We start from the raw sequence: 19,450 nt of genomic DNA on the forward strand, positions 1-19,450 counted from the left end.
AATCTTTGCCGGAACCTCCCCGGCTCGCGGTCGTTGGCTTTCCATTCTAATTTCTCAAGGGAACCGCCATGCCGCGATGGACCACGCCGAGCGGATGGGGTGGGTGGTTGACCCTCCTCCTGGGTGTTTTGATTTTTCTGATCGGCGGGATCCTCGCCGTCGGCGGCGTTCAGCTCCTGAGCCTGGGCGGTTCCTGGTACTATCTGGTCGTGGGCCTGATGCTGATCGTCGCCGGCGCCCTGCTGGTGTTGCGGGACGTCAGGGGCGCGTGGGTCTATGGCGCGGCCTTCCTCTTCACCCTCGTGTGGGCCTTGTGGGAGACGGGTCTGGACGGCTGGGCCCTGGTGCCCCGGCTGGTGGGGCCTCTGGTCTTGATGGTCCTGGTTCTGGCGACCCTGCCGGTGCTGAAGCCGCACGGCGGCGGGCGTCTGGCCGGGGGCGGCGCCCTGGGGCTGGCGGTTCTGACCGTGGTGTTCGGGTTTGTCGTCGCCCAGGCCAACCAGGCCGGCGTCGAGAACCGGCTGCCGGGACCGCGCGGCGCCTATAATGATCCGGCCCTGCTGAAAACCGGCGCCGACTGGCCCGCCTGGGGCGGCACCGACAGCGCCCAGCGTTATTCCCCGCTGACCCAGATCAACAAGGACAATGTCGGCCGGCTGGAACGCGCCTGGACCTTCCGCACCGGCGATCTGCCGGAGGAGCGTTGGGGCGCCGAGACCACACCGCTGAAGATCGGGAACACCGTCTATCTCTGTTCCGCGCGCAACAAGCTGTTCGCGCTGGACGCCGCAACCGGCCAGCAGAAATGGGCCTATGATCCCCAGGTCGCGGACGAGAACATCCCCTATACGGCCGCCTGCCGCGGCGTGACCTATCATGTCCGCGCCGACGCCCAACCGGCCCAGCCCTGCGCCACCAAGATCATCGAAGGCACCCTGGACGGCCGCATCATCGCCGTCGACGCCCAGACCGGCCGGCCTTGCCAAGCCTTCGGTCAGAACGGCGCCGTGGACATCAAGCGCGGCATGGGCGACCCCTATCCCGGCATGGTGTCGATCACCTCGCCCCCCGTCATCGTGCGGGGCGTGATCGTGACCGGGCATCAGGTGCTGGACGGCCAGAAGCGATGGAACGCCTCAGGCGTGATCCAGGGCTTTGACGTCGAGACCGGCGAACTCCGCTTCGCCTGGGACATGATGCGCCCCGACCGCACCGGTCTGCCGCCCGAGGGCGAGACCTATACGCCGGGCACGCCCAATATGTGGACCACGGCTACGGGGGATGAGGCCCTGGGTCTGGTCTATCTGCCCATGGGCAATTCGGCGGCCGACTACTGGTCCAGCTCGCGTCGCCCGCAGGAGAATGAATACTCCACCGCCCTGGTCGCGCTCGATGTGACGACGGGCAAGCCGCGTTGGCATTTCCAGACGGTTCACAAGGATGTCTGGGACTTCGACCTGGGCTCGCAGGCGACCCTGATCGACTATCCCACGGCGGGCGGCGTCGTGCCGGCCCTGCTGCTGCCCACCAAACAGGGCGACATGTATGTGTTCAACCGCGCCACCGGCCAGATGCTGCACGGGATGGAGGAACGCCCGGTCCCGACCACGGGCGGAACCGAACAGGGCCAGCGCGCCCCGACCCAGCCGTTCTCGCTGTTCGCCACCCTGCGCAAGCCGAACCTCGAAGAGCGCGACATGTGGGGCATGTCCCCCATCGACCAGATGATGTGCCGGATCAACTTCAAGAAGGCGAACTACCAGGGCTACTACACCCCGCCCTCGACCAATCACTACATCAACTATCCGGGCTACAACGGCGGTTCGGACTGGGGCGGCGTGGCGGTCGATCCGGTGCGGGGCGTGATCATCGCCAACTACAACGACATGCCGAACTACAACCGCCTGGTGCCGCGTGAAGAGGCCAACGAGAAGGGCTGGTTCCCGCGCGACGACCCCCGCTACATCGCCCAGCAGGAGGAAGCGACCGTGCGCGGCGGCAGCCTGTCCAAGGGCGAGGGCGCCGGCGATCCGCAGATCGGCGTGCCCTACGCGATCGACGTCAACGCCGGCTGGCGCGTGAAGTGGACGGGCCTGCTGTGCAAGGAGCCTCCCTACGGCGGCATCACCGCCATCGACCTGCGCTCGGGCCAGACCCTGTGGGATCGTCCGTTCGGCACGGCGCGCAAGAACGGGCCGTGGGGCATTCCCTCGCACCTGCCGCTGGAGATCGGCACGCCGAACAACGGGGGTTCGGTCGTCACGGCCGGCGGACTGATCTTCATCGCCGCCGCCACCGACGACCTGATCCGCGCCATCGACATCGAGACGGGCGAGACGGTCTGGTCCGACGTCCTGCCGGCCGGCGGTCAGGCCAATCCGATGATCTATGAGCAGAACGGCCGCCAGTATCTCGTCATCATGGCGGGCGGCCACCACTTTATGGAGACGCCGCGGGGCGACTACGTCATCGCCTATGCCCTGCCGCAACGCGGTTGAGGCGTTTTCTCCCTCCCCCGGCGGGGGAGGGGGGTCGCGCCAGCGACCGGGTGGGGGCGGCTCGGAAACGAGCCGCCTCTTTTCGTTCAGGGATGCTTTGCTGGGCCGCCCCACCCGGCTTCGCCTGCGGCTCAGCCACCCTCCCCGGACGGGGAGGGAGAAGGTCAGGGTCTGATCTGGCCCTGGCCGCGCACGACGTATTTGTAGGTGGTCAGCTGTTCGGCCCCTACCGGGCCGCGAGCGTGCAGGCGGGCGGTGGAGATGCCGATCTCGCCGCCGAAGCCGAACTCGCCCCCGTCGGCGAACTGGGTCGAGGCGTTGATCAGGACGATGGCGCTGTCCACCCGCGCCGCAAATCGTTCGGCGGCGTCTGAGTCTGTGGTGATGATCGCCTCGGTGTGGCCCGAGCCGTAGCGGGCGATATGGTCGGCGGCGCCGTCCAGGTCATCGACGATCCGCACCGCCAGGATGGGCGCCAGATATTCGGTGGTCCAGTCGGCCTCCGTCGCCGGGATCACGGCGGGAACCAGGGCCAGGGCTTCGGCGTCGCCGCGCAGTTCGCATCCGGCGGCGATCAGGTCGGCGGCGACGGGCGGCAGCAGGCGTTCCGCCCCCGCCCGATCCACCAGCAGGGTCTCGGTCGCGCCGCAGACCGACACCCGCCGCATCTTGGCGTTCACCACCACGGCCCGCGCCACCGCCAGATCGGCGGCTTCGTGCAGATAGGTGTGGTTCAGCCCTTCCAGATGGCTCAGCACCGCCACCCGGGCCTCGGCTTGGACCCGCGCGACCAGGCTCTTGCCCCCGCGCGGAATGATCACGTCGATGGCACCGTCCAGCCCGGTCAGCATCAGCCCCACCGCCGCGCGGTCGGGCGTGTCCACCAGCTGCACCGCATCGGCGGGCAGGCCGGCCTCGTCCAGCGCCTGGGCGATCAGGCCCGCGATGGCCAGCGACGACTGCAGACAGTCCGAGCCGCAGCGCAGGATGGCCGCATTGCCCGAGCGGATGCACAGGGCGGCGGCGTCGGCGGTGACGTTGGGTCGGCTCTCATAGATGACGCCCAGCACGCCGATAGGGGTGCGGACCCGGGCGATGTCCAGGCCGTTGGCGGGGGTCCAGCGTTCGGTCTCGACGCCCAGGGGATCGGGCACGGCGGCGATGGTTGCCACAGCCTGGGCCATGCCGGCGACGCGGGCGGGCGTCAGGGCCAGCCGGTCGATCAGGGCCTCGGTCATGCCATTGGCGCGGGCGGGCGTCAGGGCCAGCCGGTCGATCAGGGCCTCGGTCATGCCATTGGCGCGGGCGGCGTCCACGTCGCGGGCGTTGGCGGCCAGGATCTGGGCCTCGGCCGCCGTCAGCTTTTGCGCCAGCACCTCCAGCGCGCGGGTGCGGGCGCCGGCCGGCGCGTCACGCAGGGCGACGGCGGCGGCGCGGGCGCGTCGGCCCAGGTCCATCATTCGGGTCTCAAGATCGGTCATCGGTCGTCCAGAACCATGTCGTCGCGGTGGATCAGAACCGAGGCGCCGCGATAGCCGAGGATGGCCTCGATCTCGTCCGAGCGGCGGCCGCGGATGCGGGCGGCCTCGTCGGCGGCGTAGGCGGCCAGGCCCACGCCTACGGCCCGGCCCTCGGGGTCGATCAGGCGCACGCAGTCGCCTTTTTCGAAGTCGCCGCTGACGGCCGTGACCCCGGCGGGCAGCAGGCTCTTGCCAGCCCTCAGCGCCGTGACGGCTCCGGCGTCCAGCGTCAGGGATCCGGCCGGCGACAGACTACCGGCGATCCACTGCTTATAGGCGGCCATCGGTCCGTCAGGGGCGGCGATCAGGGTGGCGCGGGCGCCCGCCCGGACGGCGCTGAGCGGCGACAGCGCCTGGCCCGAGGCGATGATGGTGGCGCACCCGGCCGAGCGGGCGATCTGGGCCGCCGCCAGCTTGGTCGCCATGCCGCCGGTTCCGACCCCGGCCTGGGCGTTGGCGCCCTCGCCCATGGCCAGGATGTCGGGGCTCAGGGTCTCGATCAGGGGCAGGTGGGCGGCGCTGGGATCGCGGCGCGGATCGGCGGTGTAGAGGCCGTCCACGTCCGACAGCAGGATCAGCAGATCCGCCCGCGCCAGCTGGGCCGTCCGCGCCGCCAGCCGGTCGTTGTCGCCATAGCGGATCTCTTCGGTGGCGACGGTGTCGTTCTCGTTGACGACGGGGATGACCCCGTGCCCCAGCAGGGCCTCGACCGTGGCGCGGGCGTTCAGCCAGCGGCGGCGCCGTTCGGTGTCGTCGCGCGTCAGCAGCACCTGGCCGACCACCAGGTCGTGGGGCGCCAGGGCCTCGGACCAGGCGGCCATCAGCAGCGACTGCCCGACCGAGGCCGCCGCCTGCTTGTCCTCCAGCCGCGCCCCCAGTTTCGGCAGACGCCCCCGGCCCAGGGCGATGGAGCCGGACGAGACCACGATGACCTCGCGCCCCTCGGCCTTCAGCGCGGCCAGATCCGACGCCACGGCCGCCAGCCAGTCGCGGGTCGGCCGCCGCGTTTCGGCGTCGATCAGCAGCGAGGATCCGATCTTGACCACGATGCGCCGCGCCGCCCCCAGGGCCGACGCGGCGCTGGCGGCGGAGTCTGGGCGCGGGGGGAGGGCGGCGGCCTGGGACATGAAGGTTTCTCTAACGCGACTGTTCGGGCTTGTCTCTTGCCGTATCCACCGCCACAGCAGGCGGATGATGGAATCCCTTTCCCCGATCGCGGCCGGCGCCCTGGGCAGTCTGGCGGCGGGCATGATGACGGCGGTCGGCGCGGCGCCCATGCTGTTCGTCAAACGGCCGGGACAACAGACCCAGAGCGTCCTGCTGGGCTTCGCCGCCGGGGTGATGCTGGCGGCCTCCTTCTTCTCGCTGATCATTCCGGGCGTCGACGTGCTTCAGGCCGGGGGCGCGTCCCAGGGCTGGGCGGCGGGGACCATGGCGGCGGCGGTGCTGATCGGGGCCACGGTGATCGGCCTGATGAACCGGTTCGCGCCCGTGGACATGCTGGCCATAGGCCCGGCCCAGTCCAAGCATCTCGCCCGTCGCATCTGGCTGTTCATCATCGCCATCACCCTGCACAACTTCCCCGAAGGCGCGGCCGTCGGCGTCAGTTTCGGCGGCGGCGACATGCACCAGGGCCTGGCCACCGCCCTGGGCATCGGCATCCAGAACATGCCCGAAGGCCTGGCCGTCTCGGCCGCCATGGCCTCGCTGGGCTATGGTCGCGGCGCCGCCTTCCTGGCCGCGCTGGCGTCGGGTCTGGTCGAGCCTGTCGGCGGTCTGATCGGGGCCGGAGTCGTGGGAGCGTCGCCCGGCGCCCTGCCGTGGGGCCTGGGCCTGGCGGCCGGCGCCATGATCTATGTCGTCACCGCCGAGATCATTCCCCAGACCCGCGAACAGTCCAAGGGGGACGGCTCGATGATCGGTCTGATGATCGGCCTGGTGGGCATGATGTTCCTGGATATCGCCCTGGGTTGACGGGCGCGCGGTGGTCGCCGACGTGTCAGTTACATCATTTACATCCGGCGCGGGTCTGGACGGGGGCATGCGCCAGAGGTTAGGCCACATGCCTCCCCGGCCTGATCCGTCGATCTCGCCGCCGATCTTCCGCCCGACCTTCCGAAGGAGCGCCCCATGAAGACGCGACCTGTAAAACCTTCGGCTTCCCGTCGAAACTTCTTGTCTGGCCTCGGGCTTCTCGCCCTGATGGGCGCCGGAGTCTTCCCCATGCCTGCTACCGCCGAAACCGCCCGCGCCGTTCAGCGTCATCGCCAGCGGATCGAAGATCTGATCGCGGCCATGACCGTAGAGGAGAAGGCGGGCCAGCTGAACCTGCTGGCCGACCCGTTCCGCTGGATGCCGACCGCAGTCAACCCGCTGGACGGCACGGGGGACCCCGCGCGCGTCACCGCCCTGATCCGCGAAGGCAAGGTCGGCAGCCTGTTCAACGGCATCGGCGCCGAGACCGGCCGCCGCATCCAGCAGGTGGCGATGGAGGAAAGCCGGCTGAAGATCCCGCTGCTGTTCGCGGCGGACGTGATCCACGGCCTGTCCACCATCTTCCCCGTGCCCCTGGCCGAGGCCGCGGCCTTCGACACCCATCTGGCCTATCGCACCGCCCGCGCCGCTGCGGTCGAGACGGCCGCCTCGGCCGTGCACCAGACCTACGCCCCCATGGTGGATGTGGCCCGCGACCAGCGCTGGGGCCGCAATGTCGAAGGCGCCGGCGAGGACGTGCTGCTGAACAACCTGCTGGCCGCCGCCCGGGTGCGCGGCTTCCAGGGCGACAAGGGACTGGACGACCGTGACGCCGTCCTGGCCACCGCCAAACACATGGCCGCCTATTCGGGCGCCATCGGCGGGGTCGAATACAACACCACCGACATGAGCGAACAGACGCTGCGCGGGGTCTATCTGCCGCCGTTCAAGGCGGCGGTGGACGCCGGCGCCCTGTCGATCATGAGCGCCTTCAACGACGTCAATGGCGTGCCCGCCTCGGGCAGCCGCAAGCTGCTGACCGACATCCTGCGCGGCGAATGGGGTTTTGAGGGCTTCGTGGTCTCCGACTACACCTCCGAACAGGAACTGGTCGCCCACGGCTTCGCCGAGGACGGCCGCGACGCCGCCCGCCTCGCCTTCAACGCCGGGGTGGACGTGTCCATGGTCTCGGGCCTGTATCTGGAACACCTGCCCAGCCTGGTGGCCAGCGGCGAGGTGTCGATGGCCCGGCTGGACGAGGCGGTGCGCCGTCTCCTGACCACCAAGGCGGCCCTGGGCCTGTTCGACGATCCTTATCGCGGCACGGATCCGGTGCGTGAAAAGGCCGTGGTGGGGTCGCGCGAACACATCGCCCTGTCGCGCGAGGCGGGCCGCAAGTCGGTGGTCCTGCTGAAGAACGACAATCAGCTGTTGCCGCTGAACAAGAGCCAGAAGATCGCCCTGGTCGGCCCGTTCGCCGACGACGTGGACAATGTCTGGGGGCCGTGGACCATCTGGGGCGCGCCCGAACGCCGCGTCTCGCTGGAAGCCGGCTTCCGCGCCGCCATGACCGATCCGCAAGCCCTGACCGTCGCGCGCGGCTCGGGCGTCGAGACCCCGCTGGACGGCGGGATCGAAGAGGCCGTCCGTGCGGCCGCCAACGCCGACGTCATCGTCCTGGCCATCGGCGAGAGCCAGAAGATGTCGGGCGAGGCCCAGTCGCGCACCGAGATCGTCGTCCCGGCCCCGCAACAGGCCCTGGTCGACGCCATGGCCGCCACGGGCAAGCCCATGGTCATCCTGCTGCGCAACGGCCGGGCCCTGGCGCTGGAGGGCAATGTCAAGAACGCCCAGGCCATCGTCGTCACCTGGTTCCTGGGTGAGCAGATGGGCAACGCCGTCGCCGACGTCGTCTTCGGCGAACACGGCCCCTCGGCCCGCCTGCCGGTCAGCTTCCCGCACAAGTCGGGCCAGCAGCCCTATTCCTACGACCACAAGAACACCGGCCGCCCGGCCAATCCGGACCTGCCGATCGAGGAATACAAGGCCCGCTATCGCGAGACGACCAATACGGCCCTGTATCCGTTCGGCTACGGCCTGACCTATGGCGAGGTCGCCTATGGTCCGGTCGAGATGGCGAGCGACCAGCTGGCCTGGGCCGGCACGCTGGACGTGGCCGTGACCGTCACCAACCAGGGCGCCCATGTCGCCGAGGAGTTGGTCCAGCTCTATATCCATGACCGGGTCGCCAGCCTGACCCAGCCGGGGCGGCTGCTGAAGGACTTCAAGCGGGTGACGCTGCGGCCGGGCCAGAGCGAGACGGTGCGCTTCACCCTGAACACCCGCCAGCTGGGCTTCATCGGCGAGGACAATACGTATCGGATCGAGCCGGGCCTGTTCGATCTCTGGCTGGCGCCCCATGCCCAGGGCGGTTCGGCGGCCCAGTTCCGTCTGGTCGGCCCGGCGTAGAATGCGGATGGTCGTTGACCCGGCGCACGGCAGGGCTTAACGACCCCGCCGTTTGTCTTCCGCCTCCATATGGGCGGGATTCGTGTGTAGGAGCGCGCCCATGACGACCAAGATTCTTCCGGGCGCAACTGGCGTCCTCGCGCTCGCCGACGGCACGGTCCTGCAGGGAATCGGCGTCGGAGCGGTCGGATCGGCCCTGGGCGAGGTGGTCTTCAACACCGCCATGACCGGCTATCAGGAAATCCTGACCGACCCGTCCTACATGAGCCAGATCCTGGCCTTCACCTTCCCGCATGTCGGCAATACGGGGACGAACGTCGAAGACATCGAGCAGATGGGCGGCGGTTCGGACACCTCGGCGCGGGGCGCCATCTTCCGCGACGTGCCGACCGATCCGGCCAACTATCGGTCCGACGCCAGTTTCGACGACTGGATGAAGCGGCGCGGCGTCGTCGGCCTGGCCGGCGTTGACACCCGCGCCCTGACCAAGATCATCCGCGACAAGGGCGCGCCGCACGCGGTCATCGCCCATGACCCGAACGGCGAGTTCGACCTGGACGCCCTGGTCGCCCAGGCCCGCGCCTGGACCGGCCTGGTCGGTCTGGACCTGGCCAAGCCCGCCTCGACGCTGCAAGCGTTTGAATGGGACGAGGGTCTGTGGGAATGGCCGGAGGGCCACCCGAAGACCCAAGGCCGCAAGCAGGTGGTCGTCATCGACTATGGGGTGAAGCGCAACATCCTGCGCGCCCTGGCCTCGACCGGCGCGAAGATCACCGTGGTCCCCGCCACGACGACGGCGGAAGAGGTTCTGGCCCGCAATCCCGACGGCGTCGTCCTGTCGAACGGACCGGGCGATCCGGCCGCGACCGGCGAATACGCGGTGCCTGAAATCCAGAAACTGGTCGCCAGCGGCAAGCCCCTGATGGGCATCTGCCTGGGCCACCAGATGCTGGCCCTGGCCCTGGGCGCCAGGACGGTGAAGATGGAACAGGGCCACCACGGCGCCAACCATCCGGTCAAGGATCTGACCACCGGCAAGGTCGAGATCGTGTCGATGAACCACGGCTTCACCGTGGATCGCGACAGCCTGCCCGACGCCGTGACCGAAACCCACGTCAGCCTGTTCGACGGCACCAACTGCGGCATCGCCGTCAAGGACAAGCCGATCTTCAGCGTCCAGCACCACCCCGAGGCCTCGCCGGGTCCGGCCGACAGCCTGTATCTGTTCGACCGGTTCGCCGACCTGATGGGTCCGCGCTGACGCCATGAAGCTGATGTCATGAGACGGGGGGCGGTCCGGTCGCACTATCTGGACTGGCTGGCCCAGGCGCTGGAGGTCGGACGCCGGACCGAACCCCTGCCTGACGGGGATGCGGTGGTCGGCTACGCCACCGGCTATGACGCCGCCGACATCGCCCCCTTCGTCCTGTCCCTGCGGGCGGTGTTCGACGGCCCGGTCGCTCTGGTGGTCGACGCCGACCCCGACCTGCGCGCCTTCCTGGCCCAGAATGACGTGACCGCCGTCGATGCGCCGGTGTGGCGGGGCTGGGCGCCCCATCCGGTGATGCAGAGGTTCGTCGCCTTCGCCGGCCTGCTGGGCGACCGGCCCGGCGCGGGCCTGGCCTGCGACGTGCGTGACGTCATCTTCCAGGCCGCGCCCTTTTCGCCCGCGCCGCACGGGCTGGAAGCCTTCATCGAGGCCGAGACGCCCTTGGCCGACCACGGCTTCAACATGAAATATCTGCGCGCCCTGTTCGGCGAGGCCCAGGCTGCGCAACTGGGCGACAAACCCTGTCTGTGCGTCGGGACCGTGCTGGGGCCTCGGGCCGAGGTCGCGCGTCTGTCGCGGCTGATCCTGTCATTGGCGGCCACGCCCCGGTCCGAGATCGGCGGGGCCTTCGGCGCCGACCAGGCGGCCTTCAACATGGCGATCCATCAGGGGCTGACGGCCGCGATCCTCCGGCCCAACTACGGCCGCGCGGCCACCCTGGGCCTGACGCCCGGCGAGGCTCTGGGCTTCCGCGACGGCCAGGTGGTCAATCCGGACGGGACGATCAGCCCCATCGTCCACCAGCACGACCGCCATCCCCACCTGGACACGGCCGTTCACGACCGCTGGGGCGGCGGACTGGAACACCGCAAACGGGTCCGGCCCAAGTCGGCCGGCCAGAAGCTGGCCAAGCTGACGGCCTCGCTGCGGCGGCGGACGCCGGAACTGCGTTAGGGCTTTCTGTTAGGGCAGGGGCGCGAAACTCTTGTCCTCGCGCAGGGCGCTGGCCTTCTGCACCGCCATGGGGGCGGCGTGCAGCCAGTAGTCGGCGTCATCGAGCCTTTGCTCGCGGCGGCGTTCCTGGCCACGCATCCGTCTCAGGGCGGCGTTTTCCAGAAGGCGCGCGTGCAGGGCGCGGGGCGTCGGTTCGGGGATGGCGGAAGAGCCGGGGACAGCGACGAGATCGGGGCCTTGGGGCTCCACCGCCGGACGGGCGATGGCGATGAACATGAACCACTCTTGGGGATGAGGAGAGGGGGCGCTTCTGCACCAGGGGTCTGTGGATGAACCACTCCCTCTGTGGATAGTTCCCGAGCGTGTCCGAAAAAGGTCCGCGAATCGAAAGGCTTGCTGCCTCAATCCGGCCAAAGGGGTTGGGGATTGATTAACCGTGGTCGGAGGGATTGCAGAGTGCGTCGTCAGGACGTCCGCGAACGCACTCGCAGTTACGCCGCCGAATTCAGATCCGATCATTTCCTTTTAACATTCGAAGCGCAACCTGAGGTCTATGGTCGCAGCACTGCGCGCCAGCGCCTGATTTCGACAGCGAGGCTTCGTGATGACCACGATTACAAGCGCCACAACCGTTGCGCCGACCTGGGGCGACAATGGCAAGGTCGATCCTGCCGTAAAATCGATGCTCGACACCATGAATGACGAGACCGGGACGGTGACTGCGGAGGAGAAGGCCGCCGCTTACCAGAGCTTCACCAAGCTAGGGTGGAATTTTAAGGCCAAATACAACGCCGCGACGTTAGATTACATGCGAAGCAACAGTTTTACCTCTGGAAGTTTCGTAAAGCGTGGATCCGAACTAAGAGCCCAGATTCATCAAATGTCCAAGTCGCTTCCGGAAGACTCGGCTCATGGATATTCAAACAGGCTGAAGCTTCAGATCAGTCATTTCAAATCCATGTCGAATGACGACAAGCTCACCTACACAATGGGTTACAGCGATACGCCCGGCGACTGGCTGGCGAGGGTTGAGGCTCAGCTTAAGATGGTCGAGCGGATCGAAGCGGCGCGTGAAAGCGGCGAACTGAGTTTTGAAGGCAGGCCCACGGGGAAGGGCAGCGCCGCCTTGACCGCGCTGATCGAGCTCAGCGATCAGTTCGACAAACTCGACAAGGTGGATCGGAATGCGACCAAGGCTTGGGTCGCCAAGGCCAACGCCTTGTTCGACGACCGCCCGGCGGCGGTCAAGATCGACCTTTCTGAGGACGCCAAGGCCCTTATGGCGCAAAACCCGACGGACAGGGCCAGCACCGCCCTGACCCTGCTGCTGAACGCCAAGGATCACTCGGACGCGCTGAAGCCGGAAGATCAAAGCGCTGTCGGAACCGGAACCGCCAAGGGGAAGTCCCCCTTCGAAGAGGCTTCGTCCGCGGTCAGGATTGAGCTGTCAGACGATGCGGCACGCCTGGCCCGCGAACTGAGCTGAGGTTGCCGATCTCGACGCGGCGCACCCGCCTGCAAACGCCTTAAACCCGGTGGCAGTCCCTAGGGGAGTCGAACCCCTCTTTTCAGGTTGAAAACCTGACGTCCTAACCGATAGACGAAGGGACCGCGGCCGGGGCGGCGCATTTGCCCCGGTTCGGCCCCCTCTGCAAGCAAAAAATCAGGCGGCCTGCGCCTTGGCCGGAATGACGGCGTCCAGGGCGGGGAAGAGGTCGGCGATCAGGTCCTCGACATGTTCCAGCCCGACCGACAGCCGCAACAGGCCGTCGCTTATGCCGGCGGTCGCGCGCTGTTCGGGCGTCATGGCGGCGTGGGTCATGGTGGCGGGGTGGGCGATCAGGCTTTCGACCCCGCCCAGGGATTCGGCCAGGGTGAAGATCTCCAGCGCCTCGACCAGGTCGCGCACGGCGTCCGTGCCGCCTTCCAGCTCGAAGCTGAGCATGGCGCCCGGTCCCGCCTGTTGCGCGGCGACCAGGGCGTGGTTGGGGTGGGACGCCAGGCCCGGATAGTGAACCACCTTGACCGCCGGGTGGGCGGCCAGCCGTTCGGCGATCTTGCCCGCCGTGGCCTGTTGCCGCTCGATCCGGGCGAACAGGGTCCGCACCCCGCGCAGGGTCAGATAGGCGTCGAAGGGCGAGCCGGTCACGCCGGTGCAGTTGGCCCACCAGGCCAGGGTCTGATGATCCTCGGCGTCGGCCGAGATCACGGCGCCGCCGACCACGTCGGAATGGCCGTTGATGAACTTGGTCGTCGAGTGAACGACGAAGTCGGCGCCCAGCTTGATCGGGTTCTGAAGCGCCGGCGACAGGAAGGTGTTGTCGCACACCACCTTGGCCCCCGCCGCATGGGCGCGGGCGCAGATCTCGGCGACATCGACCAGGCGCAGCAGGGGGTTGGACGGGGTCTCGACCAGGACCAGTTTGGGCTTCAGCGCCAGGGCGGCCTCGAAGGCGACAGGATCGCCCTGATCGACCAGCAGCAGGTCGAAATGGCCCTTCCTGGCGCGGGCGTTCAGCAGGCGGCAGGTGCCGCCGTAACAGTCGTGCGGCGCGATCAGCAGGTCGCCCGGCTCCAGCAGGGCCAGGGGCAGATCGACCGCCGCCATGCCGGTGGCGGTGATGACGCAACCGGCGCCGCTCTCCAGCTCGGCCAGGGTCTCGGCCAGGACGTCGCGTGTGGGGTTGCCCGAGCGGCTGTAGTCGTATTTCCGCTTCTGTTCGAAACCGGCGAAGGAATAGTTGGACGACAGATAGAGCGGCGGCATGACCGCGCCGTGGGCCGTGTCCGTATCCACGCCCGTGCGGGCGGCGATGGTGTGCGGGTCGGCAGGGCGGCGGGCGGTCATGCTTTGATGTCCTTGAAAGCGGCGCGGAGGATGTCGCCGACGAAGGCGTCCTCCTTCAGAAAGGCGTCGTGGCCATACAGGGAGGGCGCCTCGACGAAGCGCCACAGGGTCGGCAACCGCGCGGCCAGTTCGCGGATGTCGTCGATCGGCACCAGCCGGTCGGAAGTGAAACCGATCAGGGTGACGGGGGTGGAGATGGCCTCGGGCGTCACGCTGTGGCGGTCCAGGGAATCGGACATCGACAGCCAGCGGGCCGGGGTGGTGTGGGTGCGGTAGGCCTGGCCCCGCGCGGTCAGATAGTCGCAGACGGGATAGGCGCCGCCGACGGCGTCTGGGGCGGTGGTCTCGAACCGGTCGTTGAACTCTTCGGCCGTGCGATAGGTGGTCATGGCCAGTTCGCGGGCCAGGGCGACGCCTTCCTCGGGGCGGCCGGCGGCGACGGCGAACTGAAGGATGCGGCGCTGGATGCCGCGCCAGGCGGTGGCCTGCGGATGGGCGCGGTGGGCGGCCGAGACCACGATCAGCTGCTCGGCCCAGTCGGGGTACAGTTCGGCGAAGGCCAGGCCGACCATGCCGCCGTAGGAGCAGCCGACGAAGGCGGCGACCCGCTCGACCTTCAGGTGGTTCAGCACCAGGGCCAGCAGACGCGCCTGGTCGTGGGTGGTGATGGTGACGGGGGTGTCCGAGAACTCGGCGCCCGGCGCGAAATCGACGGCCAGCACCTGGAGGCGGGACAGGTCGATGGGGCCGCGCACCGACACGGCGCCCGACCACCAGCCCAGGCCGTTGGTCTCGGTCCGGTGCACGAAGCGGCCGGCCGAGATGCCGCCGGCGACGACGACGACCGGGGCGCCGGCGCGGCCGTGGATGCGGCCCACGATATTGGGCTGGCTCAGTTTTTCGCCCGAGGCCAGGCGGAAGTCGGCGGGAATGGAGACGATGACGTCGCGGGCGCCGCCGCGTTCACGAACGGGCGCAGCCGACGGCGCGGGCCGACAGGCGGGCTCTTCAAGCAGGGATGTTTCAGCCAGGGTCATCAATCGTCTTCCGCATCGGTCTCGCCTCAGCAAGGCTCGATGCGGTGACAGATCGTGGAGCGTCGACTCGACCGATGCTCCACTCATCTCTCGCGACCCCGAAGGACCCCGCAGGAGTTGGCACCGTTTCGGGTGGTGAAACCCGATGGTTGCCCCGGCGTCAAAGGGCCTAATCCCTCAGCCGGTCTTGATGAGTGACTTTACGTTGATGAAACCCATGGCGCCGGTCAAGCGAAAAATTCGACCCCGGTCGCGACGGCCGCTGCGGGCGTCGGGCTTGAATCGGACCAAAAACCGTCTGTCGTGAAAAAATCATCCAATGCGACTTGACAGTGTGGGGGCGCCCCGACCACCCTAGGGGCAGATTTCAACCGGACCAGCCCTGTGCAACAGCGCTTCCTCATCGCCGAACTTTCGACCGTCGCCGGCCTCGCCGCGACGGGCTTCGGCATGATTACCACCGGCGGAACCACCACCATCACCATGCCCTCACGGGCGGGACGAGTTTAGCGCGCCGAACCCCGGCAACCGCAGAACCCGAACCCCGCCCGGTCCGCCTGGCGGGGTTTTTCTATTCACCCCACCCCTTCCGAACATTCCCGAGAAACCCCAATGTCCGCCTCCCTCGCCGTCGTAGAGAAATCCGAGAACCCCGATCCCAGCAGTCGGCCCGCCGCAGCCGCCGCCGAAGTGGTGGTGCTGAAGTTCGGCTCGTCCATCCTGCGCAGCCCGGCGGAGGCGCCGCTGGTGGCCTCGGCCGTCTATGGCCATGTGCGGGCGGGGCGCAAGGTGGTGGCGGTGGTCTCGGCCTTCGGCGGGGCGACGGACCAGATGCTGGGCGAGGCGCGGGCGCTGGGCCTGGCCCATTCCAACGACCTGCTGCCCGGCTATGTGGCCCTGGGGGAGGAGAAGTCGGCGGCCCTGGTGGCCATCGCCTGCGACCGGATCGGCCTGGACGCCTGCGCCCTGTCGGTGCGGGAACTGGGCATCGTCGCCGAGGGCGAGCCCGAGCATTCGCGCCCCTGCGGCCTGCGGCCCGACCATCTGAAACAGGCGCTGGACCGACACGAGGTGGTGGTGGTGCCCGGCTTCGGCGCGGTGCGGCCGGACGGGCGGATCGCCCTGCTGGGCCGGGGCGGTTCGGACCTGACGGCGGTCTTCCTCGCGGCGGAACTGGGCCTGAAGAAGGTGCGTCTGGTGAAGGATGTCGACGGCCTGTACGACCATGATCCGAACGATCGGACGGCCCCGGCCCTGCGCTATCGCCGGGCGTCCTGGGACGTGGCGCGCAAGCTGGGCGGCGCCCTGGTCCAGCACGACGCCATCGACCTGGGCGAAAGCCGGGGCGTGGAGATCGAGGTCGCGGCCCTGGACAGGGCCGACGGCACGGTCATCGGCAAGAAGTCGGCGCCGCCCGGACCGGCCCCGGCCCTGCCGCCGCTGAAGGTGGCGGTCGCCGGCTGCGGCGTGGTGGGCGGCGGGGTCCTGGCCCGGCTGCTCAGCGACCCGCGCTATGACGTGGTCGGGGTGCTGGTGCGCGATCCGAAGAAGGTCCGCGACGTCGCCTGTCCCCAGTCCCTGTTCACCGCCGATCCTGCCGTCCTCTGGGCCAAGAAGCCGGACATCGTGCTGGAGGCCCTGTCGGAAGGCGAGGCGGGCCATGCGGTCATCCGCGCCGCGCTGGAGGCCGGCTGCGACGTGGCCAGCGCCAACAAACAGGCGGTCAGCCGCGATCCCGGCGGCTTGCAGGATCTGGCCAAGGCCCATGGCCGGCGGATCTTCTGGTCGGCCTCGGTCGGGGGCGGCGCGCCGATGATCGAGACGGTGCGCGCGGCCCGCGCCGCCGGCGAGGTGGTCGGGTTCGAGGCGGTGCTGAACGGCACGGTCAACTTCATGCTGGAGCGGTTGGGCGACGGCGCGGCCTTCGCCGAGGCCCTGGCCGACGCCCGGGCGGCGGGCTTCGCCGAGGAGGATCCGTCGGCGGACCTGGAGGGTCTGGACGCCGCCGCCAAGGTGCGACTGCTGTGCCACGAGGCCTTCGGCCGTTCGCCCGACGGCGAGGTGCCGCGCGACCATCTGTCCGAGGCTACATCGGCCGACGGCGGGGTGCGCCAGATCGGCGCCGCCCATCTGAAGGACGGGGTCATCGCGCCGTCGGTCAGGCTGACGGGCGAACACGGCGACCCGCTGTTCTCCAGCCTGCGCGGCGAGGGCAATGCGCTGAAGGTCTACGGCGCCGACGGTCGGGTGTGGCGTTGCCGGGGCCGGGGCGCAGGCCGCTGGTCCACGACCGAGAGCATCATGGCCGACCTGGCCGAGATCGTGCGCGCCCGCCGCGCCGACGCGGGCCTGAACTAGGCCATGGCCGTCTTCACCCCCGTATCGCTGGACGAGGCCAGGCGGTTCCTGGCCGGCTACGACCTGGGCGAGGTGGCCGAACTGACCGCCATCGCCGAGGGGGTGGAGAACACCAACTACCGGCTGGAGACCCGGCAGGGGGCAGCCCGCCGGCGGTTCGTCCTGACCCTGTTCGAGGCGCGGACGGACGAGGCGTCGCTGCCCTTCTGCCTGGGGCTGACGGCCCATCTGGCGGGGCGGGGCTTTCCTTGTCCGACCCCGATCGAGGACCGGTCCGGCGGCTGGCTGGGGCGGCTGAACGGCCGGGCGGCGGCGGTGATCGAGTGGAAGACCGGCGCCTGGCTGAGGAACCCGTCAGAGGCCGATCAGGCGGCGGCGGGGGCGGTGCTGGCGCGGCTGCACCAGACGGCGTCCGGGTTCGCCGGGCGGCGGGAGAACCCGGTCGGTCCGGCCATGTGGCGACGGCTGGCGGACCGGTGCGCGGCGGGCGCCTCGGGCGAGGACCGGCTGCTGCTGGACCAGGTCGAGGCGGCGCTGGCGCGGCTGGATGATCCGTTTGCGGACGATCTGCCGGTCGGGGCCATCCATGCGGACTATTTCCCCGACAACATCCTGTTCGAAGACGGCGCTGTTTCAGCCGTGATCGACTTCTATTTCGGCTGCACCGGCCCCCTGGTTTACGACCTGGCCATCGCCCTGTCGGCCTGGGGGTTCGACGCCGAGGGCCGGGCCATGCCCAACGCCCTGGCCGCCTTCCAGCGCGGCTATGAGGCGGTGCGGCCGCTGAGCGAGGCCGAACGGTCGGCCCTGCCGCGCCTGGGCGAGGCGGCGGCCCTGAGGTTCACCGTCACCCGCCTGCACGACCGCATCTTCCACGACCCGTCCAAACTGGTGACGCCCAAGGATCCGGCGGTCTTCCTGCGTCGCATGGACCACTGGCGGGCGCTGGAGACGGCCTGATTAGGCTCAAGAAAATGGAGTCTATTTTCGTCTAATGTTTCGCGCGGCGATGAAATTGCATCGGGCGGAAAAGACGGTGCAACGTGCAAAAGAGTGCAAGTTCGCCGGGGCGGCGGCGGGCGCAGCCCCTCCCCTTGACGGGGAGAGGCGATCAACATGGGCCCGATCAGGTCCGGCAGATCGACACGCCGCCGTCCACCAGGGTCGCCGTTCCGGTCATGAAGCTGGAGGCGTCGGAGGCGAGGAAGGCGGCCGCGCGGGCGATTTCTTCGGGTTGGGCGACCCGTTTGAGGGCGTAGAGCCCAGATATGAAGTCGAGGGCTGCGGGCGTGTCGGCAACGCTGCGGCCCATCGGGGTGTCTGCGCCGCCACAAACAAGGGCGTTGGCGCGGATCTTCTGCGCACCGAATTCGGTTGCGACGACCTGGGTCAGACCGATCAGTCCGGCCTTGGAGGCGGCATAGGCCGCCATGCCCGGAAATCCGACGGTGTGGCCGACGAAGGTCGAGGTGAAGATGATCGAACCGCCGCCGCGCGCCTGCATGGCGGGAATCTGATGCTTGGCGCACAGAAAGGCGCCGGTCAGGTTGACGTCGAGAGCGTCGCGCCAGCCGGAGAGGGACAGGTCCGGCGTCGGCGCCATCTCGGAGAGGATCCCCGCGTTGTTGAAGGCGATGTCCAGGCCGCCGAACCGGTTCTTTGCCGCCTGGACCATGGCGACGGCCGTCGCTTCGTCACGGACGTCGCCGACGACCGAGACCGCTTCCCCGCCTTCGGCCTCGATCATCGTGACCAGGTCGGCGAGTTCGGCGTCACGACGGCCGGAGACCACGAGCTTGGCGCCGAGCGCGGCGAACAGTCGGGCGGCGGCGTGACCTATGCCCGAACTGGCGCCCGTCACGACGGCGACTTTGTCTTTGAGGTGATACATGGAGAATTCTCTTTGCAAATGAAGGCTGCCCCCGCAGTCGTCGGGTCAGCTGGATTTTGCACCGAGCGCCTAGCGAAGGCTGGCGGGAACCGGCTGTCGGATCGAAAAGCCGAACAGCCGCGCCTGCGCCGCCTTGTCGCTGGAACGGAAGAGGGTTCCGGGATTTTCTTGGTTACGCGGCCATGAGGGTCGCGCTCCCCGAGGACGAGATTTCAATATGACCGACGAACGGATCGAGGGCGCCGCGTATGAGGCGACCGGTAAGACGAAAAAGGGTTTCGGCAAGCTGGTCGGCGACCAGAAGCTGCAGGTCGAGGGGGCGTTCGAGGACGCCAAGGGCCGGTCGCTGGACACCTTCGGCAAGGCGATGGACGCGGTGGATCGGCTGGTCGAGAAAACCCCGGTCGATTATCGCGATAAGGCGCGGGCCGTGGCCGGCGAAGCGCGCAAGCGGCCGCTGGTGACGACCCTGTCGGTGGCGGGCGTCGGCCTGATGCTGCTCGGGATGCTGACGCGGCGGCGGTAGGTAATAAAACGCTCTCCCTCCCCCTGCGGGGGAGGGGGGCGAAGCGACGCGGAGCCGGGTGGGGCGGGCAAGGCAAGGGCCCACAGATATCTGTTAGATTGGGTC

At 68.8% G+C, this 19,450-nt stretch carries 15 protein-coding genes, 1 tRNA gene and 1 riboswitch; of the genes, 9 read left to right on the forward strand and 7 right to left on the reverse strand.

Going from position 1 to position 19,450, the window contains the following annotated elements; all coding sequences use genetic code 11:
* Positions 1-107: 107 nt before the first annotated feature.
* Positions 108-2,498 carry a membrane-bound PQQ-dependent dehydrogenase, glucose/quinate/shikimate family gene (locus ACP7CK_RS15335; protein ID WP_426026569.1) on the forward strand — a complete coding sequence of 797 codons (2,391 nt, stop codon included), beginning with the start codon at positions 108-110 and terminating at the stop codon, positions 2,496-2,498.
* Positions 2,499-2,662: 164 nt separating this feature from the next.
* Here the strand turns inward: ACP7CK_RS15335 and ACP7CK_RS15340 are convergent, their stop codons facing one another.
* Positions 2,663-3,979 (reverse strand): glutamate-5-semialdehyde dehydrogenase, encoded by a 1,317-nt coding sequence (locus ACP7CK_RS15340; RefSeq protein WP_426026570.1) that lies wholly within the window; start codon positions 3,977-3,979, stop codon positions 2,663-2,665.
* Entirely contained in the window at positions 3,976-5,145 is a 1,170-nt protein-coding gene (proB, locus tag ACP7CK_RS15345) for a glutamate 5-kinase (RefSeq protein WP_426026571.1), read from the reverse strand. Before proB ends, ACP7CK_RS15340 begins: the two co-directional genes overlap by 4 nt.
* 67 nt (positions 5,146-5,212) lie before the next feature.
* Between proB and ACP7CK_RS15350 the strand changes: the two genes are divergently transcribed.
* The 4 genes from ACP7CK_RS15350 (at position 5,213) to ACP7CK_RS15365 (ending at position 10,685) form a co-directional block, all read left to right on the forward strand.
* Positions 5,213-5,992, forward strand: coding sequence for a ZIP family metal transporter (locus tag ACP7CK_RS15350; protein WP_035310226.1), 780 nt, complete (start codon positions 5,213-5,215; stop codon positions 5,990-5,992).
* Positions 5,993-6,241: 249 nt separating this feature from the next.
* Positions 6,242-8,461 (forward strand): glycoside hydrolase family 3 N-terminal domain-containing protein, encoded by a 2,220-nt coding sequence (locus ACP7CK_RS15355; protein ID WP_426026572.1) that lies wholly within the window; start codon positions 6,242-6,244, stop codon positions 8,459-8,461.
* 100 nt (positions 8,462-8,561) lie between these two features.
* Positions 8,562-9,722: a glutamine-hydrolyzing carbamoyl-phosphate synthase small subunit gene (gene carA / locus ACP7CK_RS15360; RefSeq protein WP_426026573.1), complete on the forward strand. Its 1,161-nt coding sequence runs from the start codon at positions 8,562-8,564 to the stop codon at positions 9,720-9,722.
* Positions 9,723-9,740: 18 nt separating this feature from the next.
* Positions 9,741-10,685, forward strand: a complete 945-nt coding sequence (locus ACP7CK_RS15365) for a hypothetical protein (protein WP_426026574.1) — start codon at positions 9,741-9,743, stop codon at positions 10,683-10,685.
* A 9-nt stretch (positions 10,686-10,694) separates the two neighbouring features.
* On the opposite strand, the gene ACP7CK_RS15370 is transcribed toward ACP7CK_RS15365, so the two are convergent.
* Positions 10,695-10,961 (reverse strand): hypothetical protein, encoded by a 267-nt coding sequence (locus ACP7CK_RS15370; RefSeq protein WP_008262121.1) that lies wholly within the window; start codon positions 10,959-10,961, stop codon positions 10,695-10,697.
* A gap of 328 nt (positions 10,962-11,289) precedes the next feature.
* Here ACP7CK_RS15370 and ACP7CK_RS15375 point away from each other — a divergent pair, with 328 nt between their 5' ends.
* Positions 11,290-12,171 (forward strand): hypothetical protein, encoded by an 882-nt coding sequence (locus tag ACP7CK_RS15375; RefSeq protein WP_426026575.1) that lies wholly within the window; start codon positions 11,290-11,292, stop codon positions 12,169-12,171.
* 50 nt (positions 12,172-12,221) lie between these two features.
* On the opposite strand, the gene ACP7CK_RS15380 is transcribed toward ACP7CK_RS15375, so the two are convergent.
* From ACP7CK_RS15380 to metX, 3 genes are all read right to left on the reverse strand, one after another.
* Positions 12,222-12,296: transfer RNA gene (locus ACP7CK_RS15380), tRNA-Glu, on the reverse strand.
* A 52-nt stretch (positions 12,297-12,348) separates the two neighbouring features.
* On the reverse strand, positions 12,349-13,533 hold the full coding sequence (gene metB / locus ACP7CK_RS15385) for a cystathionine gamma-synthase (protein WP_426026576.1): 1,185 nt from the start codon (positions 13,531-13,533) through the stop codon (positions 12,349-12,351).
* The gene (gene metX, locus ACP7CK_RS15390) at positions 13,530-14,570 is read right to left on the reverse strand and encodes a homoserine O-succinyltransferase MetX (protein ID WP_008262267.1); all 1,041 of its coding nucleotides are present in this window, start codon (positions 14,568-14,570) and stop codon (positions 13,530-13,532) included. Before metX ends, metB begins: the two co-directional genes overlap by 4 nt.
* An 80-nt stretch (positions 14,571-14,650) precedes the next feature.
* Positions 14,651-14,767: riboswitch (SAM riboswitch) on the reverse strand.
* A 415-nt stretch (positions 14,768-15,182) separates the two neighbouring features.
* On the opposite strand from metX, the gene ACP7CK_RS15395 reads away from it, so the two are divergent.
* Positions 15,183-16,928: a homoserine dehydrogenase gene (locus tag ACP7CK_RS15395; RefSeq protein ID WP_372705295.1), complete on the forward strand. Its 1,746-nt coding sequence runs from the start codon at positions 15,183-15,185 to the stop codon at positions 16,926-16,928.
* 3 nt (positions 16,929-16,931) lie between these two features.
* On the forward strand, positions 16,932-17,888 hold the full coding sequence (gene thrB / locus ACP7CK_RS15400) for a homoserine kinase (protein ID WP_426026577.1): 957 nt from the start codon (positions 16,932-16,934) through the stop codon (positions 17,886-17,888).
* 166 nt (positions 17,889-18,054) lie between these two features.
* On the opposite strand, the gene ACP7CK_RS15405 is transcribed toward thrB, so the two are convergent.
* The gene (locus ACP7CK_RS15405) at positions 18,055-18,819 is read right to left on the reverse strand and encodes an SDR family oxidoreductase (RefSeq protein ID WP_426026578.1); all 765 of its coding nucleotides are present in this window, start codon (positions 18,817-18,819) and stop codon (positions 18,055-18,057) included.
* Between the two features lie 217 nt (positions 18,820-19,036).
* Between ACP7CK_RS15405 and ACP7CK_RS15410 the strand changes: the two genes are divergently transcribed.
* Complete coding sequence (locus ACP7CK_RS15410) at positions 19,037-19,345, forward strand: CsbD family protein (RefSeq protein ID WP_035310390.1); 309 nt, start codon at positions 19,037-19,039, stop codon at positions 19,343-19,345.
* The last annotated feature ends 105 nt before the right edge of the window (positions 19,346-19,450 follow it).

The sequence above is a fragment of the Brevundimonas sp. TSRC1-1 genome (assembly GCF_049898245.1).
Classification (GTDB): Bacteria; Pseudomonadota; Alphaproteobacteria; order Caulobacterales; family Caulobacteraceae; genus Brevundimonas; species Brevundimonas mediterranea_A.